Origin of the sequence: Streptomyces sp. NPDC056222 (assembly GCF_042264065.1) — a bacterium.
In the GTDB taxonomy this organism is placed as follows: domain Bacteria; phylum Actinomycetota; class Actinomycetes; order Streptomycetales; family Streptomycetaceae; genus Streptomyces.
Window position 1 is genome coordinate 1 of sequence record NZ_JBHJTL010000103.1, and the last position, 26,810, is coordinate 26,810.

Here is a 26,810-nt window from a genome sequence, read left to right on the forward strand (position 1 = left end):
TCGTGGTTTTTATAAACACCCCCCGCCCCCCCCCCCCACCCCCCCAACTCCGCGGGCCGCATCCGGGGGCTCGTCGGGGGGTTGTCGCCCCCCCCGGCCTGATCGGCAAGACACCCCCTGGGGCCGCCGGCTCAAGGCGCGGCGGCGCCCTCTGCGAGCGATCAGCCCCGCCGCGCCGCCCCCGGCAGTTCCGCGCGGCGCAGGGCCCGTACGGAGAGTGCGTACACGCCGCCCAGCACGCAGACCGCGGCGCTGGCGGTGTACACCGGGACGAGTCCCCACAGGCCCACCGCCGCACCGGTGAGGGGGTAGCTGAGTGGGGCGATGCCCAGGCTGAAGAGGCTGGACACGGCCGTCACCCGGCCGAGGTACGCGGGCTCGCACTCCGTCTGGGCGAGCGCGCCGCACAGGGCGCCGCTGAGGCCGGCGAGCAGGCCGACGGAGACGGACACGGCCACGGCGACGGGCAGCTGCGGTACGTACGCGAGGGCGGCGATCGAGCAGGCGCCGAGGGTGACAGTCCAGGCCATCACGGCCCCGGCGCGCGGTATCCGGCCCCGTACGGTCAGCAGCAGGGAGGCGGCGGCCGCTCCGGTGCCGAATCCGGCGAGGACCCAGCCGATGCCGGCGGCGCCCCAGCCGCGCTGGTCGGCGAGGAGCGCGAGGCCGACGTTGAGGGGGCCGACGAAGCCGAGGTCGCTGAGCGCGATGACGATCATCAGCGGGCCGAGGACCCGGTGGCGGCGGATGTAGCGCAGTCCGTCGGCGAGGTCGCGCAGCGCGGTGCCGTCGCGGGAGGGCTCGTCGCCGGGCAGCGGGGCGATCCGGAGCTTCAGGAGCAGCGGCAGGGAGAACGCGAAGAGGAGTCCGGCCGCTCCGAACGCGGCTGCCGATCCGCCGAGGGCGACGGCGAGGCCGCCGAGCGGGGCGCCGAGGACGAGTCCTGCGCGGTAGGCGAGGCCGCGCATCCCCTGGACACGGGCGAGCTGGTCGCGCGGGGCGATCCGCGGGGGCAGGGCGCCGACGGCGGGCAGGAAGAGGGCGTCGACGGTGCCGAAGACGAGGGCGACGGCGGCGAGCACCCAGAGGGCCGGGCTGGTCAGGAGGAGGAGCGCGGCCACGCCGAGGACGACGAGCATGCGGACCGTGTCGGAGAGGACGACGACCCGGCGGGGTCCGAAGCGGTCGGCGATCACTCCGCCGCCGAGCATGAGCAGGGCGCGCGGTACGGCGCTGACGGCCATGACGAGCCCGGCTTCGGCGGGGGTGCCACCGCGGACGGCGGACCAGGAGAGGGCGAGGTGGTAGACGCTGTCGCCGAGGGTGGAGGCGGTGTAGGCGCCGAGCCAGCGCAGGACGTTGGTGTCGCGGTGGGCGGGGCGGGCGGTGGGAAGGGTCGTGGTGGCCGTCATGAGTGGTAGGGGAAGCCGTGCAGGTGGACGGCGACGTTCTCGCGGCCTTCGGTGTCGCCGGCCTGCTCGGCGGCTCGGGCCCGGGTGTCGTACTTCTGCAGTACCGCGTCGAGCTCCTCGCCGAGCGCGGCGAGTTCGGCGGCGGTCAGACGCGGCAGCCACTCGGAGCTGATCGAGGCGGAGCGCCACTCGTCGGACCAGGTCAGCCGCTCGTCGAGGAAGCGGCGGTGGAGCTCGGCCCGCTGTTCGTAGATGGTGCGGCCGAGGGCGTCGCTCGCGGCGGCCAGCTCGGGGGTGCCCCGGACGTCCTCGTCGCGGATGCTGACGCCGTACGAGCTGGGCTGCCACCAGCGTTCACGGCCGTCGGCGGAGTGCCCCTCGGCCTCCTCGATGAGGCCGTGCTCGGCCAGTTTGCGCAGGTGGTAGCTGACGAGGGAGACCGCCTCGTCGACCTGGTCGGCGAGTTGGGATGCGGTGGCGGTACGGGCCACGAAGAGGGCGCGGTAGAGGCGCATCCGCAAGGGGTGCGAGATGGCTTTGAGGGTGCCGAGGTCGGTGATCCGACGGTTCTCCTGCGAGGTCATGTCCACGACCGTAGATACGAAACAAATCTTGCGCAACAAGATTTGCACAAATAATCCTGCCTATACGGCCAAGAGAAAGGCCCCCTTCCGGGGGCCTTCCTGGAGTCTGGCTCAGCGGACCGGGTGGCCCGCCTCCCTCAGCGCGTCCTTGACCTGCGAGATCCGCAGGTCGCCGAAGTGGAAGACCGAGGCCGCGAGCACCGCGTCGGCGCCCGCCTCGATCGCCGGCGGGAAGTCGGAGAGCCTGCCCGCTCCCCCGCTCGCGATCACCGGCACGGTCACGTGCTTGCGCACGGCCGCGATCATCTCGGTGTCGTAGCCGTCCTTCGTGCCGTCCGCGTCCATCGAGTTGAGCAGGATCTCGCCCGCGCCCAGCTCGGCGGCCCGGTGCGCCCACTCGACGGCGTCGATGCCGGTGCCCTTGCGGCCGCCGTGCGTCGTCACCTCGAAGGAGCCGGAGGCCGTACGCCGGGCGTCGACCGAGAGCACCAGCACCTGACGGCCGAAGCGCTCCGCGATCTCACGGATCAGTTCGGGCCGGGCGATGGCGGCCGTGTTCACGCCCACCTTGTCGGCCCCGGCACGCAGCAGCTTGTCGACGTCCTCCGCCGCGCGTACGCCGCCGCCCACCGTCAGCGGGATGAAGACCTGCTCGGCGGTGCGGCGCACCACGTCGTAGGTCGTCTCCCGGTTGCCGGAGGAGGCGGTGATGTCGAGGAAGGTCAGCTCGTCGGCGCCCTCGGCGTCGTACAGCTTCGCCATCTCGACGGGGTCGCCGGCGTCGCGCAGGTTCTGGAAGTTGACGCCCTTGACGACCCGGCCGTTGTCCACGTCCAGGCAGGGGATCACCCGTACGGCGAGGCTCATTCCGCACCACTCCTGTACGCCTCGACCTCGACCTCGACGACCAGGCTCGGGTCGACGAAGCCGGAGACGATGATCATCGAAGCCGCCGGGCGGACGGCGTCGAACAGCTCCTTGTGGGCGCGGCCGACCTCGTCCACGTCCCGCGCATGGGTGATGTACATCCGGGTCCGTACGACGTCCTCCGGGCCCAGGTCGAGCTTCTTGAGCGCGTCGAAGGCCACGTTGAAGGAGTTGATCGCCTGCTCGTACGGGCCGCCGCCGGCGATCTGGCCGCCGATCACCGACGTGCAGCCGGAGACGAGGACCAGACCGTTCGGCAGCTCCACCGCGCGGGAGTAGCCGAACTGCTCCTCCCAGGGAGCGCCGGTCACCACCTTGCGGACGGCGTCGGTCATACGGAAGCCACCGCCTCCAGGGCCTCTTCCAGGGTGAACGCCTCGGCGTACAGCGCCTTGCCGACGATCGCGCCCTCGACACCCAGCGGCACGAGGCCGGACAGGGCGCGCAGGTCGTCCAGGGACGACACGCCGCCGGAGGCGACGACGGGCTTGTCGGTCGCGGCGCAGACGTTCTTCAGGAGCTCCAGGTTCGGGCCCTGGAGCGTGCCGTCCTTGGCGATGTCGGTGACGACGTAGCGCGAGCAGCCCTCGGAGTCGAGGCGCGCGAGCGTCTCGTAGAGGTCGCCGCCGTCGCGGGTCCAGCCGCGGCCGCGCAGGGTGGTGCCGCGGACGTCGAGGCCGACCGCGATCTTGTCGCCGTGCTCCGCGATGACCTTGGCGACCCACTCGGGGGTCTCCAGGGCGGCGGTGCCCAGGTTGACGCGGGTGCAGCCGGTGGCGAGGGCGGCGGCGAGCGAGGCGTCGTCGCGGATGCCGCCGGAGAGCTCGACCTTGATGTCCATGGCCTTGGCGACCTCGGCGATCAGCTCACGGTTGTCGCCGGTGCCGAAGGCGGCGTCGAGGTCGACCAGGTGCAGCCACTCGGCGCCGGAGCGCTGCCAGGCGAGGGCCGCCTCGAGCGGGGAGCCGTAGGAGGTCTCCGTACCGGACTCGCCGTGCACAAGGCGGACGGCCTGGCCGTCGCGGACGTCGACGGCGGGGAGGAGTTCAAGCTTCTGAGCCATGATCAGAGGGTCTCGATCCAGTTGGTGAGCAGCTGTGCTCCGGCGTCGCCGGACTTCTCGGGGTGGAACTGGGTCGCCCACAGGGCACCGTTCTCGACGGCCGCGACGAACGGCTCGCCGTGGGTGGCCCAGGTGACCTTGGGGGCACGCATGTTGGGGTTGCCGACCTCCAGGCTCCACTCGCGCACCGCGTAGGAGTGCACGAAGTAGAACCGCGCGTCGGCGTCGAGGCCCGCGAACAGCTCACTGTCCTCGGGCGCGTCGACGGTGTTCCAGCCCATGTGGGGCACGACCGGGGCCTTCAGCGGCTCGACCGTACCGGGCCATTCGTCGAGACCCTCGGTCTCCACGCCGTGCTCGATGCCACGGGCGAAGAGGATCTGCATCCCGACGCAGATACCCATGACGGGGCGGCCGCCGGAGAGCCGGCGGTCGATGATCCACTCGCCGCGGGCCTCCTTGAGGCCCTTCATGCAGGCGGAGAAGGCACCGACGCCGGGGACGAGGAGCCCGTCGGCGTTCATGGCCCTGTCGTAGTCGCGGGTGATCTCGACCTCGGCGCCGACATGGGCGAGGGCCCGCTCGGCGGAACGGACGTTGCCGAAGCCGTAGTCGAAGACGACGACCTTCTTGGGAGTACGCGCAGTGCTCATGCCGGTCATTCCCAGATTCCCTGAATCCGAAGGACGCCCGCGACCAGGCACATCACGGAGGCGATGGCGAGGACGACGATCACGCCCTTGGGCAGCTGCTGCTTGGAGAAGGAGTACACACCGCCGGCGAGGAAGAGCCCGACGACGATGAGGATGGTGGAGAGGCCGGTCATGGGGTTAGAGCGCGCCCTTCGTGGAAGGCAGGATGCCGGCCGCGCGCGGGTCGCGCTCGGAGGCGTAGCGCAGGGCTCGGGCCAGCGCCTTGAACTGGCACTCCACGATGTGGTGGGCGTTGCGCCCGTACGGCACGTGGATGTGCAGCGCGATCTGCGCCTGTGCGACGAAGGACTCGAAGATGTGGCGGGTCATCGTCGTGTCGTAGGAGCCGATCATCGGCGCCATGTTCTCGGGCTCGGTGTGCACCAGGTAGGGGCGGCCGGAGAGGTCGACGGTCACCTGGGCGAGCGACTCGTCCAGCGGGACGGTGCAGTTGCCGAAGCGGTAGATGCCGACCTTGTCGCCGAGCGCCTGCTTGAAGGCGGCGCCGAGGGCGAGGGCGGTGTCCTCGATGGTGTGGTGCGAGTCGATGTGCAGGTCGCCGTCGGTCTTGACGGTGAGGTCGAACAGACCGTGGCGGCCGAGCTGGTCGAGCATGTGGTCGTAGAAACCGACGCCGGTGGCGACATCGACCTTTCCGGTGCCGTCGAGGTCTATCTCGACGACGACGGAGGTCTCCTTGGTGGTGCGCTCGACTCTTCCAACGCGGCTCATGAGCTCTGCTCCTTCTTCAGTGCGCGAACCGCATCGAGGAACGCGTCATTCTCTTCGGGGGTGCCGGCGGTGACCCGCAGCCGGCCCGGTACGCCGTTGTCCCGGACCAGGACGCCCCGGTCGAGGATCTTCTGCCAGGCCACGTGGGAGCCTTCGGCTCCGTCGAAGCGGCCGAACTGGACGAAGTTGGCGTCGGACTCGGTGACCTCGTAGCCGATCGCGCGCAGCTCGGTGACCAGGCGGTCCCGCTCGGTCTTGAGCTGCTCGACGTACCCGAGGAGCGTATCGGTGTGCTCCAGGGCGGCGAGGGCGGTGGCCTGGGTGACGGCGGAGAGGTGGTACGGCAGCCGTACGAGCTGCACGGCGTCGACCACGGCCGGGTGCGCGGCGAGGTAGCCCAGGCGCAGACCGGCCGCGCCGAAGGCCTTGGACATGGTGCGGGAGACGACCAGGTTCGGCCGGCCCTCGATCAGCGGCAGGAGGGAGTCCCGGTGGCTGAACTCGACGTATGCCTCGTCGACGACGACGAGGGACGGCTTGGCGGCCTGGGCGGCCTCGTACAGCGCGAGGACGGTCTCGGCCTCCACCGCGGTGCCCGTGGGGTTGTTGGGCGAGGTGATGAAGACGACGTCCGGGCGGTTCTCGGCGATGGCCTTCTCGGCCGCCTCGACGTCGATCGTGAAGTCCTCGTCGCGCGGGCCGGAGATCCAGCCGGTGCCGGTGCCGCGCGCGATCAGCGCGTGCATCGAGTACGAGGGCTCGAAGCCGATGGCCGTACGTCCCGGGCCGCCGAAGGTCTGCAGCAGCTGCTGGAGGACCTCGTTGGAGCCGTTGGCGGCCCAGACGTTCTCGAGGGCGACCGGGTGCTTTCCGGTACGGGTGAGGTAGCGGGCGAGCTCGGTACGGAGCTCGATCGCGTCCCGGTCCGGGTAGCGGTTGAGGCCGCGGGCGGCCTCGGCGACCCGCTCCGCGATCCGGGCCACCAGGGGCTCCGGCAGCGGGTACGGGTTCTCGTTGGTGTTCAGCTGGACGGGCACGTCGAGCTGGGGCGCGCCGTAGGGCGTCTTGCCCTTCAGCTCGTCGCGGATCGGAAGGTCGTCGATCCGGATGGTGTCGTTCGAGGTCACTTGCTTTCAGGCACCTTCCAACCGAACCGGGCCTTGAGCGCGGCACCGTGCGCGGGCAGGTCCTCGGCCTCGGCGAGGGTGACCACGTGGTGGGTGACCTCGGCGAGGGCGTCCCGGGTGTAGTCCACGATGTGGACGCCGCGCAGGAAGGACTGCACGGACAGGCCCGAGGAGTGGCAGGCGCACCCGCCGGTGGGCAGCACGTGGTTGGAGCCGGCGCAGTAGTCGCCCAGGGAGACGGGCGCCCAGGGGCCGACGAAGATCGCGCCCGCGTTGCGGACACGGTCGGCGCGGGCGGCGGCGTCGGCGGTCTGGATCTCCAGGTGCTCGGCGCCGTACGCGTCGACGACCTTGAGGCCGTCCTCCAGGTCGCTGACGAGGACGATCGCGGACTGCCTGCCGGCCAGGGCCGGGACGATCCGGTCGTCGATGTGCTTGCTGGCGGCGACCTGGGTCTTCAGCTCGGCCTCGGTGGCCTCGGCCAGCTCCTCGGAGTCGGTGACGAGGACGGCGGCGGCCATCGGGTCGTGCTCGGCCTGGCTGATCAGGTCGGCGGCGACGTGCACCGGGTCGGCGGTGGAGTCCGCGAGAATCGCGATCTCCGTCGGACCGGCCTCGGCGTCGATGCCGATGCGGCCCTTGAGGAGGCGCTTGGCGGCGGCGACGTAGATGTTGCCGGGGCCGGTGACCAGGTTGACGGGGGCGCAGCCGGGCGTGTCGCCGGTGCCCTCGGTGCCGTACGCGAACATGGCGATGGCCTGGGCCCCGCCGGCGGCGTACACCTCGTCGACGCCGAGCAGCGCGCAGGCGGCGAGGATCGTCGGGTGGGACAGGCCGCCGAACTCCTTCTGGGGCGGCGACGCGATCGCGACGCCCTCGACGCCGGCCTCCTGGGCGGGGACGACGTTCATCACGACGGACGAGGGGTAGACGGAGCGGCCGCCGGGGACGTAGAGCCCCACGCGCTCGACCGGGATCCACTTCTCGGTGACCGTGCCGCCGGGCACGACCTGGGTGGTGTGGGTGGTGCGGCGCTGCTCGCGGTGGACGATCCTGGCCCGGCGGATGGACTCCTCCAGGGCGGCCCGGACGGCCGGGTCCAGCTCGTCGAGGGCGCGGGCGATCGTCTCGGCGGGGACGCGCAGGTCGGCGACGCGGACGCCGTCGAACTTCTCGCCGTAGTCGATCACCGCCGCTGCGCCATGATGCCGTACGTCCTCGCAGATGGGCCGCACCTTCTCCAGGGCGGCTTCCACGTCGAACTCGGCACGGGGCAGCAGGTCGCGCAGTGCGCCACCCTCGGGGAGGGCGTCGCCGCGCAGGTCGATACGAGAGATCACGGGTCAATTCTCGCAGACGCCCCACAAGCGCCGGACGTCCGTATCACTGGCTGATACGAGCCACATTGGCGTCTTGTCGCCACAGCTGACCGTTAGCGTTCAGTCCGTCACTCAGCGGGAAGAACGGCTGTACGAATCCAGGGAAGCGGGTTCGTGGAAAGCGAGGGGGCGGCAGTGACCGAGCCGCACGAAGACGGAATGCCGGACGGCCTCACGGGCCCGGAGCGGGTCATGTGGCGGGCCTTCCGGATCGGCAGGACCTGTGATCTGAGCGAGGGGGAGGCGGCCCGGGACGATCCCTTCGGCCCGCATGCGTGGGGGGACACGCGCAGTGTGCGTGCCGACGTGGTGGCTCTGCTGCTGCTCGACGGGCCGCCGCCGAGGTCCGGGCGGGTGGCGGCGCTCAAGCTGCGCGGGGTGCGGATCACGGGCGTGCTCAATCTCGCCGGCGGTGAGATACGCCCGTACGTGGAGCTGAACCGCTGCAGGTTCGAGCAGGAGATCGTGCTGCCGGAGGCCCACTTCGGGACGGTGCGGATGGTGGAGTGCGCGATACCCCGCCTGGAGGCGGCGCGGCTGCACACCCAGGGCGATCTGCATCTGCCGCGCTGCCGGGTGGAGCGCGGCATCCGGCTCACCGACGCGCAGATCGGCACGGATCTGCTGATCAACCAGATCCGGGTGTGGCCGGACCGGCGCGGCCGGGCGATCACGGCGGACGGCCTGGTGGTGGCGCAGGACCTCCAGGCCGAGCTGATCGAGACGTACGGCGAGCTGAGCCTGCGCGGGGCGAAGGTGGGCGTGTCGCTGAGCCTGCGCGGCAGCGTGCTGCGCGGCGCGCAGCAGCGCCGCGCGCTGAACGCGCCGCAGCTGACGGTGGAGCGCTCGCTGTATCTGAACGCGGCGTGGGTGTACGAGGGTTCGGGGAACGCCACGGCCACTCCCCCGTACGGCATCGGGTACACGCCGGTGCAGGGGGCTCGACGCAAGCCGGTCGAGTGCCATGGCGGGGTGCGGCTGGACGACGGCCGGTTCGGCGACGCGGTGGACCTGCACTACGCGCGGTTCGTCCTGGACGGGGCGCGGCGGGAGCAGGTGTCGCTGCGCCGGATCGTCACCCCGGAGCTGCGGTTCAACGGGGAGCCGCCGGAGGAGGGGCGGGTGGTGCTCAACGGCGCGAAGGTCGTGACGCTGATCGACCTCTCCACCAGCTGGCCGGGTCCCGGCGGTCTGTCGATGAACGGCTTCGTCTACGAGAACCTGGTGCCGTACGGGCACTTCCCGCTGGCCCGGCGGCTCGAGTGGGTGGCGGCGGCGACGCCGGAGTACGCCCCTGAGCCGTACGAACGCCTGGCGACGGTGCTGCGCAACAGCGGAGAGGACGCGGACGCCCGGGAGGTGCTGCTCGCCAAGCAGCGGCGGCGCCGGGAGACGCTGCCGGTGGCCGGGAAGCTCTGGGGCTACCTCCAGGACTGGACGGTGGCGTACGGCTATCGGCCGGGACGGGCCGCGCTGTGGATGGCGGTGCTGTGGGCCGCGGGGGCGCTCGCCTTCTCCCGGTACGACCCGCAACCGCTGAAGCCGGAGGAGTCGCCGAACTGGAGCGCCACGCTGTACGCGCTGGACCTGCTGCTGCCGGTGATCAACCTGGGTCAGGACGGCTATTGGCGCCTGGAGGGCTTCTGGCAGTGGGCCGCGACGGTGCTCATCCTGCTGGGCTGGGTGCTGGCGACGACGGTGGCGGCGGGGGCCTCGCGGTTGCTGCGACGGGGGTGACGACTGTGACGTGAGGGGCGGATTCTGCCGCCCCTCACCCCTTTCTTTACCCTGTCTTGACCTCGTGCAGGACAACTTTCCCGCCGCTACCAAAGCTTCACAGGTCCCCACTGGCGCAGCCCTCACCTGCGGTTTTCAATGGTCCGCACCATGTCATTGCTCCGCGCCCTGATCGGCACCGCCCGCATGGTCCGGCACAGCCCGCGGCTCACCGCCGCGCTGGCGCCGGACGACGACGTGCTGCTCGACGCGCCGGACGACCGGCTCGCCCCGGCGCTGGTGGCGGCCGCCCTCGCCGACCCCGAGCCCGCCGCGAAACTGCTCGCGACGACCCGGGACGCCGCCGAGTGGGAGAAGCGGGACCGGTACGTGGCACGGCTCGCCACCTTCGCGTACAGCCGTGACGAGTGGCTGGTCCACTGGCTGGCCGTCTCGCCGCGCGACCCGGACGCGCTGCTCGTCAAGGCGGAGCTCGCGGTGCGCAGGGCCTGGGGCTCGCCGGCCCGCTCCGAGCGGCTGCGCGAGCTCGGGCCGCTGATCGACGCGGCCGCCGAGGCCTCGCCCGGCGACCCGGTGCCGTGGCGGCTCGCCCTGGACCACGCACGGGGCACGCACGCGGGCAACGCGGTGTTCGAGTCGCTCTGGGAGCAGGCCGTTCGCCGCTCCCCGCACCACTACGGCTGCCACATCGCCGCACTTCGGTATCTGTCGGCCCAGTGGTACGGCTCGCACCGCGAGTGCTTCGACTTCGCCGAGCAGGCCGCGGAGGACGCGCCGCCCGGCTCGCTGGCCCTGGCGCTGCCGGTGAACGCCGCCTTCGCCCAGCTGCTGGCCGGTGCGGGCCCCGTCCAGGAGGACCGCATCGACGCGGCTGCGGACCGGGGCATCGCGCTGTCGGCGGAGTACGCGGCAGGTGATCCCTGGCTCTCAGAGGTCCGGAATCTGCTGGTGTACGTGCTGCTCAGGCGGGGACGCCAGGCGGAGGCGCTGGAGGAGTTCCGCCGGATCGGCCGGTACGCCACGTCGTTTCCGTGGGCGCTCGTCGGGGACGATCCGCTGGGCAGTTTTCTGGAGGCGCGGGACGCGGTGCGGCTCGCGGTGGCCCGCACGATCCCGCTGCGCGGTGCCGGACATGGACGGGCCGGACGAGGCGCGCCCGACGGCCATTACGCTTGACCGCTGTGACCACCGCCAGCCTGCCACTCTTCCCGCTCAACGCGGTGCTGTTCCCGGGCCTTGTGCTGCCCCTGAACGTGTTCGAGGAGCGCTATCGCGCCATGATGCGCGAGCTGCTCAAGACCGATGACTCGGAGCCCCGTCGCTTCGCCGTGGTCGCGATCCGCGACGGCCGCGAGGTCGCGCCGACGGAGCCGGGGATGCCGGACCCGACGGCGCAGCGGGAGAAGGGGCCCGCCGCGGGCTTCGGCCCGGACCCCATCCAGGCCTTCCACCGGGTCGGCTGCATCGCCGACGCGGCGACGATCCGGGAGCGCTCGGACGGCAGCTTCGAGGTGATGGCCACGGGCACGACCCGGGTGAAGCTGTTGTCGGTGGACGCGAGCGGTCCGTTCCTGGTGGCCGAGATCGAGGAGATCCCGGAGGAGCAGGGCGACGAGGCGGGCACGCTGGCCGAGGGGGTGCTGCGGGCGTTCCGCACGTACCAGAAGCGGCTGGCGGGGGCGCGGGAGCGGTCCCTGACGACGAGTGATCTGCCGGACGATCCGTCGGTGGTGTCGTACCTGGTCGCGGCGGCGGCGGTGCTCGACACGCCGGCGAAGCAGCGGTTGCTGCAGGCGCCGGACACGGCGACGCGGCTGCGGGAGGAGCTGACGCTGCTGCGTACGGAGACGGCGATGCTGCGGCATCTGCCGTCGCTGCCGGCGGTGGACCTGACGCGGGCCCCGACGAGCCCGAACTGACGAGGGATTCGACGTGGCGAAGAAGCAGAAGAAGCAGGCGGGCGGCACCCCGGCGACGGTGGCCCTGACGGCGTCCGGGACTCCGTTCACACTCCACTCCTACGACCACGACCCGGCGTCCGCGTCCTACGGAGAGGAAGCGGCGGAGGCGCTCGGCGTCTCCCCGGACCGGGTCTTCAAGACGCTGGTCGCGGACGTCGACGGCGAACTGACGGTGGCGGTCGTCCCGGTCGCGGGCCAGCTGGACCTGAAGGCCCTGGCCTCGGCGGTCGGCGGCAAACGCGCGACGATGGCGGACCCGGCGGCGGCCGAACGCACGACGGGCTACGTCCGCGGCGGCATCTCCCCCCTGGGCCAGCGCAAACGCCTCCGCACGGTCCTGGACACCTCGGCCACGACCCACGAAACGATCTGCATCTCGGCGGGCCGCCGGGGCCTGGAAGTAGAACTGACCCCGACGTCCCTGGCGACCCTGACCTCCGCGGTCCTGGCCCCCATCGGCCGCGGCTAGCGTCGGGGCCGGGGCACCCCTGGCCTCGCGGCGCGAAGCTGCCGTGCAGGACCCGGGAGAGGAGCCCGCGGGTCCCAGCGCGATTGCGGCGCGAAGCTGCCGCACTGACGGACCCGGAAGGGCCCGTCAGTGCGGCCCAGCACGCGAGAGCGGCGCGCGGCTGCCGCGCCGACGGACCCGGAAGGGCCTGGCGTACGGCCCAGCACGCGCTAGCGGCGCAAAAGCAGCCGCCCCGGGCAGCACGGGGGCCGGCGTACGGCGGAGCACCCGATCGCGGCGCGCGGGTGCCGCGCCGACAGGTCGGGAAGGACCCGGCATACGGCCCAGCACCCGCTCGGCGGCGCGAAGCTGCCGCTCCCGGGCAGCGGGACCCGACAACTCCCGTAGCCGAACCTCCGGTGCCCCGCGGCGCGAAGCTCCCACCCGGGGCCCGTCTCGTCGGAGTTCCGGGGTCAGGTCCCCCGACGGAGTCCGGGGCGGAGGGTGGAGCGGGGGGAACCCCGCCCCGCCCGAGAGTCGTCAGGTCTGCGGGGCCTTGCCCGGCGCGTCCGTCTGCGGCCATTCCGGCTCCGGGTCCCTCGGGCCGAAGAGAGCCGTCAGGGCCAAGTGGACGATCATCGCCGCGATCGGCCACGCCAGCATCGCCCCGGCCCACATCTCCAGCTTCAGCGGCGCATCGAACACGACGTTCGGCCCCACCTCCTTCGCACGGGTCACCACGTCGTGCGTCGGTCCCAGCAGCGTGCCCACGCCCCAGCCCAGGAGCGATCCCAGCACGCCGCCCACCGCGAGACCCACCACCAGGGCCACGCCCCCGTGCCGGTGGAAGAGGAAGACCAGTGCCGCGGCCACCGCCCCGAAGGCGAGCGCGAGCAGCACGAACGTTCCGTCCGCCCCGATCGCCGCCTCCCCCTCGCTGTGCCGCAGGAAGACCGCCTTGCCGTCGGAGATGAGCGAGACCCGCGGCGCGAGCCAGAACCACAGCAGCCCCAGCGCCGCCCCGGCGACGGCGGAGACCACGGCGACCACGGCCGCCTGCCGCAGCTCCGTCACCGTGTTCGGCACGCCGTCGTCGCCCGGCATCGGAGGATAGGGCGCGGGCCACCCGTCCGGCGGCACGGAGTCGTTCGGAGGCTGGTGAGGCGGTGTCAGAGGTGCGGTCACCCCGCCATCGTGCCAGGTACGGATACGACCCGCCTCAGCGGACCGCCGCCCGCCGATACGCCCACGTCGCCGCGGCCAGCGACACGACCCCCACAGCCCCGCACACCGCGAGGTCGAGCCCCACCGCCGCCCAGTCCGGGTGCGGATCGAAGGTGCGGGCCAGCGCCTCCACCCCGTACGTCGACGGCAGCAGGTCCCGCGCCCAGTCGATCGGCTCCGGCAGCCGCTCCGCCGGCAGGACCCCGAGCAGCAACGCCGCCGACATGCCGAGCTGCCCGAGCAGCGTCGCGAGTTCCTGCCGCGGTGCGAGCAGCCCGAGCGCCGCGCCGAGCCCGGCGAGCGCGGCCCCGGCCAGCGGCACGACCGCCGCGAGGATCCACAGGTGCCCGAGCGGCAGCCCGAAGAGCAGCGACCCGATGACCGCCGTCACGACGGTCCCCGGCACGGTGAAGGACGCGTACGCCCCGGCCGCCCCCAGCACCACCGCTGCCGGCGGCACCGGCAGCGTCGCGTAGTGGTCGAGCCCCCCGGTGGCCCGCAGCTGCCCGAAGTACTGGGCGAGCAGATTGAGCGCCACGAAGGCGACGACGAGGACCGACGAGCCCGCCACGACCGCCCGCGCCTCCGCCCCGCCGTCGACGACGCCCCGCATCAGGACCATGATCCCGACGGACTGGAACGTCGCCACGAACAGCAGGGGGATACGCGAGACCCGGGCGCGCGAGAGCTGCGCGCGGTAGACGGCGGCGAGGGCCGGCAGCAGCCGGGCGCGCGGCGCCAGCGGCGCGGCGGTACCGGCGGCCGGTGCGTCGGGAGCCCAGGCCGGGGCGGCCTCGGCGGGCACGATGCTCACTCCGTACAGCTCCTCATGCCTTCACCAGTCCCGTGGCTCCTTGAATCTCGCCGCCCAGCGCCAGATACACGTCCTCCAGGCTCGGCGTGGCCAGCGTGAAGTCGTCCAGGGCGGCGAACGCCGCCCCGCCCGTCACCGCCGCGACCGTCGCCCGCGCCTCGTCCGGGGCCAGCCGGAGGGTCCAGCGCCGTCCCGACTCCTGCGCGACCTCGCGCAGGGCGGCGACCTCGGGGACCTCCAGCGGGGCACGCTCGCGCCAGACCAGATCGACCCGGACCTCTCCCGCGACGCGTTCCTTCAGCCCGCCCGGGGTGTCGCAGGCGATGACCCGGCCCCGCTCCAGAACGGCGACCCGGTCCAGTACGGTCTCGGCCTCGATCACGTTGTGGGTGACGAGCAGCACGGTCGTGCCGTGCTCGGCGCGCCGTCGGTCGACGGCGGACCAGACGGCCCGCCGGGCGATCGGGTCCATTCCGGTGGTGGGTTCGTCGAGGACCAGGACCGGCCGTTCGCCGACCAGGGCGGCGGCGACGCAGGCGAGCCGTCGCTGTCCGCCCGAGAGCTTCTTCAGGGGCCGACCGGCGAGCCCGGTCAGACCCAGCTCCTCCAGGACGGCGTCCTTCGCGGCCCGCGCGTCCCGTGCGGTCAGCCCGCGCAGCCGCCCGGTGGTCTCGGCGGCCAGCGCGACCGTCAGTTCGTCGAGCGCGGTGGACTCCTGGCCGAGGTAGGCGAGCAGGCGCGCGGCACGTTCCGGGTGGCGTACGAGATCGTGGCCGAGCAGCTCGACCGTGCCGGAGTCGGGGCGCATCAGCCCGGTCAGCTGGCGTACGAGAGTGGACTTGCCGGCTCCGTTGGGGCCGAGCAGGCCGAAGATCTCGCCGCCGCGCACATCGAGGCTGATCCCGTCGGTGGCGCGGATCTCAGGGGTCGCGGGCGTCCCCCGCCGGGCGCGCGCGGCGGGGTACGTCTTGACCAGATCCCGCACCACGCACACCGTACTCACGGAGGAAGAGCCTACGGGGTCCTTCGGCCTACTCCCCCGCGGGGGCGCGTTCCGCGGCGGCCCGGACGTCGATCTCGCGCCAGAAGCCGGCCCGGATCGCGTACCGGTCGTGCTCGTCGATCTGGTCGTCCTTGTGGGCGAGCAGGCCGAACCTGGCCGCGTACCTGAGCAGTTCGCCGTCGATGCGGTGCGGGATGCGCGGGTACATCACGGACAGCTTCTGGACGTGGCTCTGCTCGGGGAGCCGCTCCATCCAACGACGGGCGAAGACCTGTCCGACCTCGAAGGGGTCGCCGCCGACGGTGGTGATGTCCTCCTCGCGGTCGGCCCAGCGCTGCTCGGCGCTGGTGAGCTGGGCGAGCGTGGGAAGGGAGGCCGTCTCGGGGGGCTCGCCGAGTGCGCTGCCGGGGCGTTCGATCCAGCCCTTGTCGGACGACCAGCGCAGGGTGGCGTTGGTGGCCGGCGGGTGGGCCGGGGCGCCGGGGCCGCGCAGTCCCGCGAGGTCCTTGGGGGTGGGGACGACCTTGCCGGTGGCCGGTGCGGGCACATCGGTCGCCGCACCGTCCTCGGCGGGCGCGGGCGCCTCGGGGGCCGCCGCACCGTTGTGTACGGAGGCGGGCGCCGCGGCCGCGGCCTCGGCGGCCCGTTCGGCCGAGGCGGCGAGCGCCGATTCCGGCAGCGGGGCGGAGAGGATCGCGGCGATCTCGGGGCGCGGGGCCGGCGGGGGCGCGCAGATGCCCGTGAGGTCCTTGGCGCGGACGGCGCGGGTGATCCAGGCCCGGTCGAGGACCCGGCGTTCGTCGGCCTCGGCGACGAGGTCCTCGGACTGGTTGTAGTCGCCGTCGGCGGCCTGCACGGCCCAGAGGTGGACGGCGACGCCGTGTTCCTTGGCGGACATCAGGCCGGGCAGCAGATCGCCGTCGCCGGTCACGAGCACGACGTCGGAGCAGGCACGGTTTCTGGCCAGTTCGGTGAGCTCGGCGTGCATGGCCGCGTCGACGCCCTTCTGGGCCCAGCGGCCGTCGCTGCGGGTCAGCGCGCCGAGCCGCACGGTGACCCGGGGCATCACGCGGAGCCTGCGGTGTTCGGGCTGGGGCACTCGGTCGGGGGCGCCGTCGAACCAGTAGATGCGCAGCAGGGGCTGTTCGGTGTCGGCCTCGGCCCGTTCGCGCAGCCCCTGGATGAGCGCGGCGTGGTCGACGGTGATCCGGGAGCGGGCCGGTTCCCCGGCGAGGAGGCTCGCGGCGGCGCCCAGCAGATAGCCGGCGTCCACGAGAACGACGCAGCGGTCCACGTGTTCCACCTTCTTTCGGGAACCTCGGGATCGGAAGTTGCTTCGGATTTCCCCAGAGTCTGCCCGACCGTGGAGAGGTAGACGGCCGGAACTGGATCATCGGCGTGGCGAATGTCACTCCGCAACCCGCTCACTGTCGGTAATGATCCAAAATGCGGCGGTTCACCCCATATGTGAGGCTGACAGCGGCCCTGGCCCCGAGATCCCTTTGAGGAGGCATCACCATGGCCAAGAATCGGAAGCAGAACCGCAGTCAGCAGCAGTCCTCGCAGGCCGAGCGCGGCGCCCAGCAGGCGCAGCAGTCGTCGATGGAGTCCCAGGCCGAGCAGCGTGCCTCGCAGGTGACCCCCGGTGACATGGCTCGCAAGGGCCGGCAGAAGCGCTTCGGTCACAACTGATCGCGCGTAACCCCGGAAGGGGCGCACCCGTGACGACGGGCGCGCCCCTTCCGCGCGTGTGGGCCCGGGCTTCCGCCCCGGGGACCCCTGTCCGGCCCTGTCCGGCCCTGTCCGGCCCTATCCGGCCAGACAGGACGGGCCGAGCAGAACCTTCAGATCGCCGAAGAGCGCGGGGTCGGGCTGGACCCGGTGCCGGTCGAGCCGCAGGACGGTCGTCGTGCGCGGGCCCTGGAGCTTGATCCGTACCTCGGTGTTGCCCTTGTGGTGCCCCAGGATCTCGCCCAGCCGGCTGATCATGGGCGGAGTGACCTTGACGGTCGGGATGGTCAGGACGACGGGCGCGTTGGTCCCGGCGTTCGACAGGTCCGGGACCATCAGCTCCATGGCGACCAGCCGGGGCACGTCCTCGCGCTTGTCGAGACGGCCCTTCACGAAGACGACCGTGTCCTCGACGAGCTGGGTGGAGACCAGCTGGTACGTGGCCGGGAAGAACATGCACTCGATGGAGCCGGCGAGGTCCTCGACGGTGGCGATGGCCCAGGCGTTGCCCTGCTTGGTCATCTTGCGCTGGAGGCCGGAGATGATGCCGCCGATGGTGACGACCGCGCCGTCGGAGTGCTCGCCTCCCGTGAGCTGGGAGATCGCGGCGTCCGTCTTGTCGGAGAGGACGTGCTCGATTCCGAAGAGCGGGTGGTCGGAGACGTAGAGGCCGAGCATCTCGCGCTCCTGGGCGAGCAGGTAGGACTTCTCCCACTCGACGTCGGAGAACTCCACGTCCAGGCCGAAGCCGGGCTCGTCGGTCGCTTCGTCCCCCATGCCGCCGAAGAGGTCGAACTGTCCCTCGGCCTCCTTGCGCTTGACCGCCACCACGTTGTCGATCATCGGCTCGTGGTGGGCGACCAGACCCTTGCGGGTGTGGCCCATCTCGTCGAAGGCGCCGGCCTTGATCAGCGATTCGATGGTCCGCTTGTTGCAGACGACAGCCTCGACCTTGTCGAGGAAGTCGGGGAAGGTGGAGTACTTCCCCTTCGCCTTGCGGGACTTGATGATCGACTCGACGACGTTGGTGCCGACGTTGCGGACCGCGGAGAGGCCGAAGAGGATCACGTCGTCGCCCTGCGCGGCGAAGTTCGACTCGGACTCGTTGACGTTGGGCGGCAGGACCTTGATGCCCATGCGGCGGCACTCGTTGAGGTAGACCGCGGACTTGTCCTTGTCGTCCTTGACCGAGGTCAGCAGACCGGCCATGTACTCGGCCGGGTAGTTGGCCTTGAGGTACGCGGTCCAGTAGGACACCAGGCCGTACGCGGCGGAGTGCGCCTTGTTGAAGGCGTAGCCGGCGAAGGGGACCAGGACGTCCCACAGGGCCTGGATCGCCTCGTCGCTGTAGTCGTTCTTCCGGGCGCCGGCCTGGAAGATGGTGAAGTTCTTCGCCAGCTCCTCGGGCTTCTTCTTGCCCATCACGCGGCGGAGGATGTCGGCCTCGCCGAGGGAGTACCCGGCGATGATCTGGGCGGCCTTCTGCACCTGCTCCTGGTAGACGATCAGGCCGTAGGTGACCGCGAGCACCTCTTCGAGCGGCTTCTCCAGCTCGGGGTGGATCGGGGTGATCTCCTGCTGCGCGTTCTTGCGCAGGGCGTAGTTCGTGTGCGAGTTCATGCCCATCGGGCCCGGCCGGTACAGGGCGGACACGGCGGAGATGTCTTCGAAGTTGTCGGGCTTCATCAGCCGCAGCAGCGAACGCATGGGTCCGCCGTCGAACTGGAAGACACCGAGGGTGTCACCGCGCTGGAGCAGTTCGAAGGTCTTCGGGTCGTCCAGCGGCAGGGCCAGCAGGTCGAGGTCGATGCCCTTGTTGGCCTTCACCATCTTGACGGCGTCGTCCATGATGGTCAGGTTTCGCAGGCCCAGGAAGTCCATCTTCAGCAGGCCGAGCGACTCGCACTGGGGGTAGTCCCACTGCGTGATGGTCACACCGTCGGTGTGCCGCACCCAGATCGGCGCGTGGTCGACGATGGGCTCGCTGGACATGATCACGCCGGCCGCGTGCACACCCATCTGCCGGACGAGGCCCTCCACACCCTTGGCGGTGTCGATGACCTTCTTCACGTCCGGCTCGTTCTCGTACATCGCCCGGATCTCGCCGGCCTCGCTGTAGCGCGGGTGCGAGGGGTCGGTGATGCCGTTGAGGTCGATGCCCTTGCCGAGGACGTCGGCGGGCATCGCCTTGGTGAGCCGGTCGCCCATGGCGTACGGGTAGCCGAGGACGCGGGCCGAGTCCTTGATCGCGTTCTTCGCCTTGATCTTGCCGTACGTGCCGATCATGGCGACCTTGTCGGCGCCGTACTTCTCGGTCACGTACCGGATCACCTCGACGCGCCGACGCTCGTCGAAGTCGATGTCGACATCGGGCATCGAGATGCGCTCGGGGTTGAGGAAGCGCTCGAAGATCAGTCCGTGCGGGATCGGGTCGAGGTCGGTGATGCCCATGGCGTAAGCGACGATCGAACCGGCCGCGGAGCCTCGGCCGGGGCCGACGGCGATGCCCTGCTTCTTGGCCCACATGATGAAGTCGGCGACGACGAGGAAGTAGCCGGGGAAGCCCATCGAGATGATGGTGTCCATCTCGTACTCGGCCTGCTTCAGCCGGTCGTCCGGGATGCCTCCGGGGAAGCGGCGGTGCATGCCGCGCATGGTCTCCTCGCGGAACCAGGAGACCTCGGTGTAGCCCTCGGGGATGTCGAACTTCGGCATGAGGTTCTTCTCGACGAACATGCCGTCGGTGCTGACCTGCTCGGCGACGAGCAGCGTGTTGCGGCAGCCCTCCTGCCAGGCGTCCGAGGAGTCGACGGCGTACATCTCGTCCGTGGACTTCAGGTAGTAGCCCGTGCCGTCGAACTTGAAGCGGTCCGGGTCGGAGAGGTTCTTGCCGGTCTGGATGCACAGCAGCGCGTCATGGGCGGTGGCCTCGTGCGCGTACGTGTAGTGCGAGTCGTTGGTGACCAGCGGCGGGATGCCGAGCTTCTTGCCGATCTCCAGGAGCCCGTCACGGACCCGGCGCTCGATCTCGATGCCGTGGTCCATCAGCTCCAGGAAGTACCGGTCCTTGCCGAAGATGTCCTGGTACTCGGAGGCCGACTTCAGGGCCTCGTCGAACTGGCCGAGGCGCAGCCGGGTCTGCAGCTCGCCGGAGGGGCAGCCGGTGGAGGCGATGAGGCCCTCGGACCACTGGGAGATGGTCTCCTTGTCCATCCGGGGCCACTTCTGCAGCCAGCCCTCGGCGTAGGCGTCGGAGGAGAGCCGGAAGAGGTTGTGCAGTCCGGTGTTGTTCGCCGCCCAGATCGTCTTGTGGGTGTAACCACCGGAACCGGAGACGTCGTCCCGCTTCTGGTGCGGCTGGCCCCACTGGATCTTCCGCTTGTTGCGCCGGGACTCCGGGGCGACGTACGCCTCGATGCCGATGATCGGCGTCACACCGGCCTTCTTGGCCGAGTGGAAGAAGTCGTACGCCCCGTGGAGGTTGCCGTGGTCGGACATGGCGATATGGGTCATGCCCATCTCGTTGCACGCGTCGAACATGTCCTTGAGCCGCGCGGCACCGTCCAGCAGCGAGTACTGGGTGTGTACGTGAAGGTGCGTGAAGGGCGGCTTGGTCACGGCGGAAGGCCTCCGGGCTGCAGTCTTCTGGGGTGCGACCCCCAGACCCCCGCTTTGAGGGAACAGCGTGGAAGTCTACGGCTCCCCACTGACAACCGCCGGGCACTCGGGGGTACGGTCGCGCGTTGAGAGACACGGAACGCCTGTCCCAATTGTCATGAACAGTCTTGCACCAGGAGGCCCCTCGATGTCGGTCCCGCAGCCCACCGCCGCCGAGCGCGGTGAGCAGATACTCGCCGTCTTCGACACCGCCTTCGGTGAGCTCCTCGCCGCCGACCCCGCCGCCTTCCGCGTCAAGTTCCGGAAGATGGCCGGCTCCGCCTTCGCCTTCTACCGGGGCACGGCGTGCCTGTTCTACAGCGACCTGGAGCAGGAGCAGCACGGCGGTCCCTATCTGGACGAGCGGACCGGCCGGGTCTGGATCCACGGCGATCTGCACGCCGAGAACTTCGGCACGTACATGGACGCCAACGGCCGGCTGATCTTCAACGTCAACGACTTCGACGAGGCGTACGTCGGCCCCTTCACCTGGGACCTGAAGCGGCTCTCGGCCTCCCTGGCGCTGATCGGCTACACCAAGGCGCTCAGCGACGAGCAGATCACCGAGCTCGTACGGATCTACGCCGCGGCCTACCGGGAGCGCATCCACGCCCTGGCGCTCGGCGCCAAGGACGACGAGGTGCCCCCGTTCACCCTGGACACCGCCGAGGGCCCGCTCCTGGACGCGCTGCGCGACGCCCGCTCGCTGACCCGCTTCGGGCTCCTGGACTCGATGACGGAGATCCGCGACTTCGAGCGCCGCTTCTCCTCCGGCGGCGGCTCCATCGAGCTGGACGCGGCGACCCGCTACAAGGTCCTTGCGGCCTTCGACGGCTATCTGGAGACCCTGCCGGAGTCGTCCCTGGCCCGCCCCGACTCGTACCGGGTCAAGGACGTGGTCGGGCGGCGCGGGATCGGCATCGGCTCGGCGGGCCTGCCCTCGTACAACATCCTTCTCGAGGGCAACAGCGACGCCCTGGAGAACGACGTCGTGATCTACATGAAGCAGGCCCAGACCCCGGCCGTGTCGCGTCATGTGACGGACGCGGCGGTGCGCGGGTACTTCCAGCACGAGGGTCACCGCACGGTCATCTCCCAGCGGGCCCTGCAGGCGCACGCGGACCCGTGGCTGGGCTGGACGGAGCTCGACGGCTCCGGGCAGCTGGTCGCGGAGGTCTCTCCGTACGCGGTGGACCTGGACTGGTCGGACGTCGACGACCCGGAGGAGATCGCGGCGACCGTGGCCGACCTCGGCCGGGCGACGGCGACGATGCACGCGGCGGCGGACGACTCCAGCGGCCACTCGCTGGTGCCGTTCTCGACCGAGCGGGCCATCGACGCGGCGATCGCCGCCGACGAGGAGGGCTTCGCGGACCTGCTGGTGGACTTCGCGCACAGCTACGGGGCACGCGCGCGTGCGGACCACCAGATCTTCGTGGACCTGTTCCGGAACGGCCGGATCCCGGGTCTGTAGGTCCCTTCACAGCTCGCCCTTAAGAGGCTCTTACGGGAAGGCATGGCACACTCTCCAGCGCGATGGACATATCAGGGACGCGGCTCAGGGGGCTGCGGGCGGCGCTCTTCACGGCACTGGTCGTGACGCTGTCCGCCGGCTCCCACGTGCTGCTGTCCCAGGTGCCGCTGCCGCTGCTGACCGTGGGCCTGCTCTCGGCCGGTGTGTTCGCCGTGGCGTACGCGCTGGCCGGCCGCGAGCGTGGTTTCGGCGCGATCGCCGGGCTGCTCGTGCCGCTGGAGCTGGCGGCCGACACGGTATTCACCACCGGCCAGGCGGTCTGTTACGGCCAGGCCGGCGGCCCCGTCGCCGGTTCGCTGCGCGCGGTGGGCGTGGACGTGCTCTGCGGCGGCGCCCTGGGCACCCCGCTGCCGGGGGTCGCCGCCCCCGAGAGCGGGACCGCGGCCGCCCTCCTGAACTCTCCCGACCCGTCCCTGCCGTGGCTGCTGCTCGCCGCCCATGTGTCGGTCGGGCTGTTCGCCGCGGCCTGGCTGCGGCACGGCGAGCGGGCGCTGACCCGGCTGGTCGGCGCCGTGGCGGCCTTGGCGTTCCGGCCGCTGCTGCTCGTCGCCTCGCTCCTCGGCGCCCCGCGCTCCGCCCGTGGGCGCGGCGGGCGCCCCCTGGACCGGCCGCGCCGGTCCCGTACCCGCCTTCTCGTGCACTCCGTCGGACGGCGGGGACCGCCGTGCTCGGGCTTCGCCCTCGCCTGAGCACCGCCCCCTTTTCTTTCGACCTTTCACGGAGATCACGACCATGAGTGCACGCAACAGCCAGGCCAACAAGGCGGCCGCCCGCGAGCGGCTGCGCATAGAGCGCGAGCGTCAGGCCAAGAAGGACAAGGCCCGTCGTCAGGTGATCGTCGCCGTGTCGGCGGTCGCCGCCCTGGCGGTCGCCGGCGGCATCGGCTACGCCGTCGTCCAGGCCAACAAGCCGTCCCACTGGGAGGCGGTGGCGAAGGAGTCGACCATCACCGCGCCCAAGAACACCGAGGGCACGAACGGTACGACGGTCGTCGTCGGCAAGGCGTCCGCGAAGAAGACGCTGGAGCTCTACGAGGACTCCCGCTGCCCGGTCTGCGCGACCTTCGAGCAGCAGGTCGGCGCGACGGTCGAGAAGGACGTCGAGGCCGGCAAGTACAAGGTCAAGTACGTCGGCGCCACCTTCATCGACAACGTCGACCAGGGCGAGGGCTCGAAGAACGCGCTGTCGGCGCTGGGCGCGGCGCTGAACGTGAGCCCCGAGGCGTTCATGACGTACAAGTCCGCCCTCTACTCCGCCCAGTTCCACCCGGAGGAGAGCCAGGACAAGTTCGCGAAGGACTCCTACCTCCTGGACGTCGCGAACACGGTCCCGGCGCTGAAGGGCAACGCGGAATTCAAGAAGAACGTGGAGAGCGGCACCTTCGACGCCTGGGCGATGAAGATGTCCGCGGCGTTCGACGCCAGCGGCGTGAAGGGCACGCCGACGCTGAAGATGGACGGCAAGACCCTGACGGCCGAGGGCAGCGAGAACCCGCCGATGACGGTGGAGCAGTTCAACGCCGCGATCACCCCGGCGCTCAAGGGCTGACAGGCGCACGGGTCCGCGGGAGCCCCGGCCCCGCGGACCCGCCCCCGCACGGGCGGCGGCGAAGGATCACATCCACAGGGCGACGAGTGTGCGAACTTTCCGGATTTCGCCTGCCTGTTCGTCATACTGATCAGTAATCTGACTGCCCGTGACCAGTCGACACATTCCCCCTGCCCCCACCCGCCGTACGGTCGTGAAGGCCGCCGCCGTCACGGCCGTCGCCACACCGGCGCTGGTGGGCGCCGCCTCCCCCGCGTTCGCGGACTCCGAGGCGCCCGCGTTTCTGCACGGTGTCGCCTCCGGCGACCCGCTGCCCGACGGCGTCCTGCTCTGGACCCGTGTGACACCCACCCCCGACGCCGGCCCCGGGTCCGGCAGAGGCCCCGCCGTCACGGTCGGCTGGGAGGTGGCCGAGGACCGGGCCTTCACCCGGATCGTGGCCCGTGGCACCGCCGACGCGACGGCCGCCTCCGACCACACCGTCAAGGTGGATGTCCGGGGCCTTCGCCCTGCGACCGCCCACTGGTACCGCTTCACGGCGGGCGCCGCAGTCTCCCCGGTCGGCCGCACCCGCACCACGCCGACCACCGACGCCGTGACGCCCGGCGTCCGGTTCGGCGTCGTCTCCTGCGCGAACTGGGAGTCCGGCTACTTCTCCGCGTACCGCCACCTCGCGGCCCGCGCGGACCTGGACGCGATCCTCCATCTCGGCGACTACATCTACGAGTACGGCACCGGCGGCTACCCGGAGGCGAAGTACGTCGTCCGGCAGCACGAGCCGAAGCACGAGATCGTCTCGCTGTCCGACTACCGCACCCGGCACGGGAAGTACAAGACGGACGCCGATCTGCAGGCACTGCACGCCGCGCACCCGATGATCGCGATCTGGGACGACCACGAGGTCGCCAACGACGCCTGGTCGGGCGGGGCGGAGAACCACACGCCCGGCACCGAGGGCGACTGGGCGGCCCGGGTCGCCGCCGCCAAGCAGGCGTACTTCGAGTGGATGCCGGTCCGCGCCTCGACCGAGGGCACGGTCTACCGGCGGCTGCGCTTCGGCAAGCTGGCCGATCTGCACCTGCTCGATCTGCGCTCCTTCCGCTCGCAGCAGGCGGGCATCGGCAAGGGCGCGATCGACGACCCGGAGCGCACGCTCACCGGCCGCGCCCAGCTGGACTGGCTGAAGTCCGGCCTCGCCGGCTCCGACGCGACCTGGAAGCTGGTGGGCACCTCGGTGATGATCTCGCCGGTCGCCTTCGGCGCCCTGCCCGCCCATCTGCTCGGCCCGCTCGCGGAGTTGCTCGGGCTGCCGAAGGAGGGCCTCGCGGTCAACGTCGACCAGTGGGACGGGTACACGGACGACCGCAAGGAGCTTCTGGCGCATCTGACCCAGCGGTCCATCCGGAACACCGTCTTCCTGACCGGCGACATCCATATGGCCTGGGCCAACGACGTGCCCGTGAAGGCGGCGACGTACCCGCTGTCCCAGTCGGCGGCGACCGAGTTCGTGGTGACCTCGGTGACCTCGGACAACCTGGACGACATCCTCCATGTGGCACCGGGCACGCTCTCGGTGGTGGCGGCCGGGGCGGTCAAGGCCGCCAACCGCCATGTGAAGTGGGTGGACATGGACCACCACGGCTACGGCGTGCTCGATGTGACCGCCGAGCAGTCCCAGATGGACTACTACACGGTCTCCGACAAGGCGGAGGCGGACGCGACGGCCGCCTGGTCGCGCTCGTACCGGACGCGGAACGGAACGCAGCGCGTCGAGCGGGTGTACCAGCCGGTGCGCTGAGCTTGCCCCGGCCTTTCGCCGACATGACGCCATGGTTGATTTTCAGCCATGATCGCGTCTGTTAACAGCAGATCACATCGCTACGGCGGGTGGTGAGTTCGGGGGATCGAAATCCGGACACACCACCCGCCACTGGCGCCTCGTTCGTTACGTCCACGTCTCAAACTCCGGAACGGGCGAAAGTTTTTCTTCCCCATGACCCGGTTTGCACCATGAATGATTGGGCTTGATCAATGCTCAACAACGTCTGACATGGACCCGTAATCTCCCCGCGGTGGCGAGGAACTGCCTCTCCACAAACCCCCCGCGAGGAGTCACCAGTGCGTGCTCTTGTTCGTATATCCCCACGTATGTCACGTCGTGTGCTCGGCACCGCGGTCATGGCCGGAACCCTGGCCCTGGCCCCCCTCTCCGCCCCGTCGGCCGCCGCCCCGGCCACCACCACGGCGGCCGCCGCTTCCTCCGCCGAGGAGTGCGCGGACGGTACGGAGGCCCTCTCCGGCGCCCGTAAGGCCCGCGGCGCCTCCACCCACGCCGGCGAGCCCAACGAGATCTCCGCCGCCCAGGCGAAGGCCATGGACGCGGACCTGAAGAAGAGACTGGAGTCGGTCCGCGCGAGCGGCATGAACTCCACCGCCGCCGTGGTGAACATCCCCGTCTACTTCCACGTCGTTCACAGCGGCACCACGGGCAAGCTGAGCGCCACCGCCATCAACAACCAGATGGCGGTCCTCAACGCGGCCTACGGCGGCCAGGGCACCGGCAATGTGAACACCAACTTCCAGTTCACCCTTGCCTCGACCGATTACACGGACAACGCGTCCTGGTACAACCTGGCGTCCGGCTCCACGGCCGAGAAGCAGATGAAGCAGACCCTGCGCAAGGGCGGCGCCGGCGCGCTGAACTTCTACACGGCCAAGCTCAGCGGCGGTCTGCTCGGCTGGGCGACCTTCCCGTCCTCGTACAACTCCAGCCCGTCCATGGACGGTGTGGTCGTCCTCGACTCCTCGCTGCCGGGCGGCTCCGCGGCCAACTACAACGAGGGCGACACCGCGACCCACGAGGTCGGCCACTGGCTGGGGCTGTACCACACGTTCCAGGGCGGCTGCAGCGGCTCCGGCGACTCGGTGAGCGACACCCCGGCCGAGAAGAGCCCGGCGTACGAGTGCCCGACCGGCCGTGACAGCTGCACCAACAAGACCGGTGTGGACCCGATCCACAACTTCATGGACTACACGTACGACTCGTGCATGTACCAGTTCACCGCGGGCCAGGTCTCGCGGATGAGCAGCATGTGGACCGCGTACCGCGCCGGCTGACAGCCGGTCACCTGAGGAAGGGCGCGGCGGGGGTGCCCCCCCCCCGCCCCGGCGGGTTTGGGAAAGAAAAAGCAGGGAACCCAGCGCGGGCCCCCCGGGCTGGGGGGGGGGGGCCCCCGC

Annotated in this window: 25 protein-coding genes; 10 read left to right on the plus strand and 15 right to left on the minus strand. The window is 71.0% G+C overall.

Going from position 1 to position 26,810, the window contains the following annotated elements; translation table 11 throughout:
• Positions 1 to 161: 161 nt before the first annotated feature.
• The 10 genes from ACFC0D_RS32425 to hisD all read right to left on the minus strand — a co-directional run bounded on the left by ACFC0D_RS32425 (position 162) and on the right by hisD (position 7,877).
• A complete protein-coding gene (locus ACFC0D_RS32425; protein ID WP_376443790.1) occupies positions 162 to 1,412 on the minus strand; it encodes an MFS transporter in 1,251 nt (416 codons plus the stop codon).
• Entirely contained in the window at positions 1,409 to 1,996 is a 588-nt protein-coding gene (locus tag ACFC0D_RS32430) for an ArsR/SmtB family transcription factor (RefSeq protein WP_376443792.1), read from the minus strand. The genes ACFC0D_RS32425 and ACFC0D_RS32430 overlap by 4 nt, the downstream gene beginning before the upstream one ends.
• Before the next feature lie 111 nt (positions 1,997 to 2,107).
• On the minus strand, positions 2,108 to 2,863 hold the full coding sequence (gene hisF / locus ACFC0D_RS32435) for an imidazole glycerol phosphate synthase subunit HisF (RefSeq protein WP_376443795.1): 756 nt from the start codon (positions 2,861 to 2,863) through the stop codon (positions 2,108 to 2,110).
• Positions 2,860 to 3,258, minus strand: a complete 399-nt coding sequence (locus ACFC0D_RS32440) for a RidA family protein (RefSeq protein ID WP_376443798.1) — start codon at positions 3,256 to 3,258, stop codon at positions 2,860 to 2,862. Before ACFC0D_RS32440 ends, hisF begins: the two co-directional genes overlap by 4 nt.
• On the minus strand, positions 3,255 to 3,986 hold the full coding sequence (priA, locus tag ACFC0D_RS32445) for a bifunctional 1-(5-phosphoribosyl)-5-((5-phosphoribosylamino)methylideneamino)imidazole-4-carboxamide isomerase/phosphoribosylanthranilate isomerase PriA (RefSeq protein WP_376443801.1): 732 nt from the start codon (positions 3,984 to 3,986) through the stop codon (positions 3,255 to 3,257). The genes ACFC0D_RS32440 and priA overlap by 4 nt, the downstream gene beginning before the upstream one ends.
• A gap of 2 nt (positions 3,987 to 3,988) precedes the next feature.
• A complete protein-coding gene (gene hisH, locus ACFC0D_RS32450; protein ID WP_376443804.1) occupies positions 3,989 to 4,639 on the minus strand; it encodes an imidazole glycerol phosphate synthase subunit HisH in 651 nt (216 codons plus the stop codon).
• 5 nt (positions 4,640 to 4,644) lie between these two features.
• A complete protein-coding gene (locus tag ACFC0D_RS32455) occupies positions 4,645 to 4,812 on the minus strand; it encodes a hypothetical protein (RefSeq protein WP_376443806.1) in 168 nt (55 codons plus the stop codon).
• 4 nt (positions 4,813 to 4,816) lie between these two features.
• Positions 4,817 to 5,410: an imidazoleglycerol-phosphate dehydratase HisB gene (hisB, locus tag ACFC0D_RS32460; RefSeq protein WP_158986436.1), complete on the minus strand. Its 594-nt coding sequence runs from the start codon at positions 5,408 to 5,410 to the stop codon at positions 4,817 to 4,819.
• Complete coding sequence (locus tag ACFC0D_RS32465) at positions 5,407 to 6,537, minus strand: histidinol-phosphate transaminase (RefSeq protein WP_376443810.1); 1,131 nt, start codon at positions 6,535 to 6,537, stop codon at positions 5,407 to 5,409. Before ACFC0D_RS32465 ends, hisB begins: the two co-directional genes overlap by 4 nt.
• Positions 6,534 to 7,877 carry a histidinol dehydrogenase gene (gene hisD / locus ACFC0D_RS32470; RefSeq protein ID WP_376443813.1) on the minus strand — a complete coding sequence of 448 codons (1,344 nt, stop codon included), beginning with the start codon at positions 7,875 to 7,877 and terminating at the stop codon, positions 6,534 to 6,536. Before hisD ends, ACFC0D_RS32465 begins: the two co-directional genes overlap by 4 nt.
• A 174-nt stretch (positions 7,878 to 8,051) precedes the next feature.
• On the opposite strand from hisD, the gene ACFC0D_RS32475 reads away from it, so the two are divergent.
• The 4 genes from ACFC0D_RS32475 to ybaK all read left to right on the plus strand — a co-directional run bounded on the left by ACFC0D_RS32475 (position 8,052) and on the right by ybaK (position 12,083).
• Positions 8,052 to 9,653, plus strand: a complete 1,602-nt coding sequence (locus ACFC0D_RS32475; RefSeq protein WP_376443816.1) for an oxidoreductase — start codon at positions 8,052 to 8,054, stop codon at positions 9,651 to 9,653.
• Positions 9,654 to 9,791: 138 nt separating this feature from the next.
• On the plus strand, positions 9,792 to 10,829 hold the full coding sequence (locus ACFC0D_RS32480; RefSeq protein ID WP_376443819.1) for a hypothetical protein: 1,038 nt from the start codon (positions 9,792 to 9,794) through the stop codon (positions 10,827 to 10,829).
• A 5-nt stretch (positions 10,830 to 10,834) separates the two neighbouring features.
• Entirely contained in the window at positions 10,835 to 11,572 is a 738-nt protein-coding gene (locus ACFC0D_RS32485) for an LON peptidase substrate-binding domain-containing protein (RefSeq protein WP_329121642.1), read from the plus strand.
• Positions 11,573 to 11,585: 13 nt separating this feature from the next.
• Positions 11,586 to 12,083 (plus strand): Cys-tRNA(Pro) deacylase, encoded by a 498-nt coding sequence (gene ybaK / locus ACFC0D_RS32490; protein WP_376443823.1) that lies wholly within the window; start codon positions 11,586 to 11,588, stop codon positions 12,081 to 12,083.
• Between the two features lie 519 nt (positions 12,084 to 12,602).
• Here ybaK and ACFC0D_RS32495 read toward each other — a convergent pair.
• Genes ACFC0D_RS32495 through ACFC0D_RS32510 form a run of 4 tightly spaced genes read right to left on the minus strand, consistent with a single transcriptional unit; the run spans position 12,603 to position 16,406 of the window.
• Positions 12,603 to 13,247 carry a DUF2567 domain-containing protein gene (locus tag ACFC0D_RS32495; RefSeq protein WP_376443826.1) on the minus strand — a complete coding sequence of 215 codons (645 nt, stop codon included), beginning with the start codon at positions 13,245 to 13,247 and terminating at the stop codon, positions 12,603 to 12,605.
• Positions 13,248 to 13,281: 34 nt separating this feature from the next.
• The gene (locus tag ACFC0D_RS32500) at positions 13,282 to 14,100 is read right to left on the minus strand and encodes an ABC transporter permease (RefSeq protein WP_376443829.1); all 819 of its coding nucleotides are present in this window, start codon (positions 14,098 to 14,100) and stop codon (positions 13,282 to 13,284) included.
• Positions 14,101 to 14,113: 13 nt separating this feature from the next.
• Complete coding sequence (locus tag ACFC0D_RS32505; RefSeq protein WP_376443855.1) at positions 14,114 to 15,094, minus strand: ABC transporter ATP-binding protein; 981 nt, start codon at positions 15,092 to 15,094, stop codon at positions 14,114 to 14,116.
• A 37-nt stretch (positions 15,095 to 15,131) separates the two neighbouring features.
• Complete coding sequence (locus tag ACFC0D_RS32510) at positions 15,132 to 16,406, minus strand: NYN domain-containing protein (RefSeq protein ID WP_376443832.1); 1,275 nt, start codon at positions 16,404 to 16,406, stop codon at positions 15,132 to 15,134.
• A gap of 215 nt (positions 16,407 to 16,621) precedes the next feature.
• Between ACFC0D_RS32510 and ACFC0D_RS32515 the strand changes: the two genes are divergently transcribed.
• Positions 16,622 to 16,795: a hypothetical protein gene (locus ACFC0D_RS32515; protein WP_376443835.1), complete on the plus strand. Its 174-nt coding sequence runs from the start codon at positions 16,622 to 16,624 to the stop codon at positions 16,793 to 16,795.
• Positions 16,796 to 16,912: 117 nt separating this feature from the next.
• On the opposite strand, the gene dnaE is transcribed toward ACFC0D_RS32515, so the two are convergent.
• Positions 16,913 to 20,452: a DNA polymerase III subunit alpha gene (gene dnaE / locus ACFC0D_RS32520; protein ID WP_376443838.1), complete on the minus strand. Its 3,540-nt coding sequence runs from the start codon at positions 20,450 to 20,452 to the stop codon at positions 16,913 to 16,915.
• Positions 20,453 to 20,639: 187 nt separating this feature from the next.
• Between dnaE and ACFC0D_RS32525 the strand changes: the two genes are divergently transcribed.
• The 5 genes from ACFC0D_RS32525 to ACFC0D_RS32545 all read left to right on the plus strand — a co-directional run bounded on the left by ACFC0D_RS32525 (position 20,640) and on the right by ACFC0D_RS32545 (position 26,690).
• Positions 20,640 to 21,965 (plus strand): DUF2252 domain-containing protein, encoded by a 1,326-nt coding sequence (locus tag ACFC0D_RS32525; protein ID WP_376443840.1) that lies wholly within the window; start codon positions 20,640 to 20,642, stop codon positions 21,963 to 21,965.
• A 62-nt stretch (positions 21,966 to 22,027) separates the two neighbouring features.
• Positions 22,028 to 22,714, plus strand: coding sequence for a hypothetical protein (locus tag ACFC0D_RS32530; RefSeq protein WP_376443843.1), 687 nt, complete (start codon positions 22,028 to 22,030; stop codon positions 22,712 to 22,714).
• Between the two features lie 43 nt (positions 22,715 to 22,757).
• Positions 22,758 to 23,573, plus strand: coding sequence for a DsbA family protein (locus ACFC0D_RS32535; protein ID WP_376443846.1), 816 nt, complete (start codon positions 22,758 to 22,760; stop codon positions 23,571 to 23,573).
• Between the two features lie 148 nt (positions 23,574 to 23,721).
• On the plus strand, positions 23,722 to 25,371 hold the full coding sequence (locus ACFC0D_RS32540) for an alkaline phosphatase D family protein (RefSeq protein ID WP_376443849.1): 1,650 nt from the start codon (positions 23,722 to 23,724) through the stop codon (positions 25,369 to 25,371).
• Between the two features lie 350 nt (positions 25,372 to 25,721).
• Positions 25,722 to 26,690 (plus strand): zinc metalloprotease, encoded by a 969-nt coding sequence (locus ACFC0D_RS32545; RefSeq protein ID WP_376443852.1) that lies wholly within the window; start codon positions 25,722 to 25,724, stop codon positions 26,688 to 26,690.
• The last annotated feature ends 120 nt before the right edge of the window (positions 26,691 to 26,810 follow it).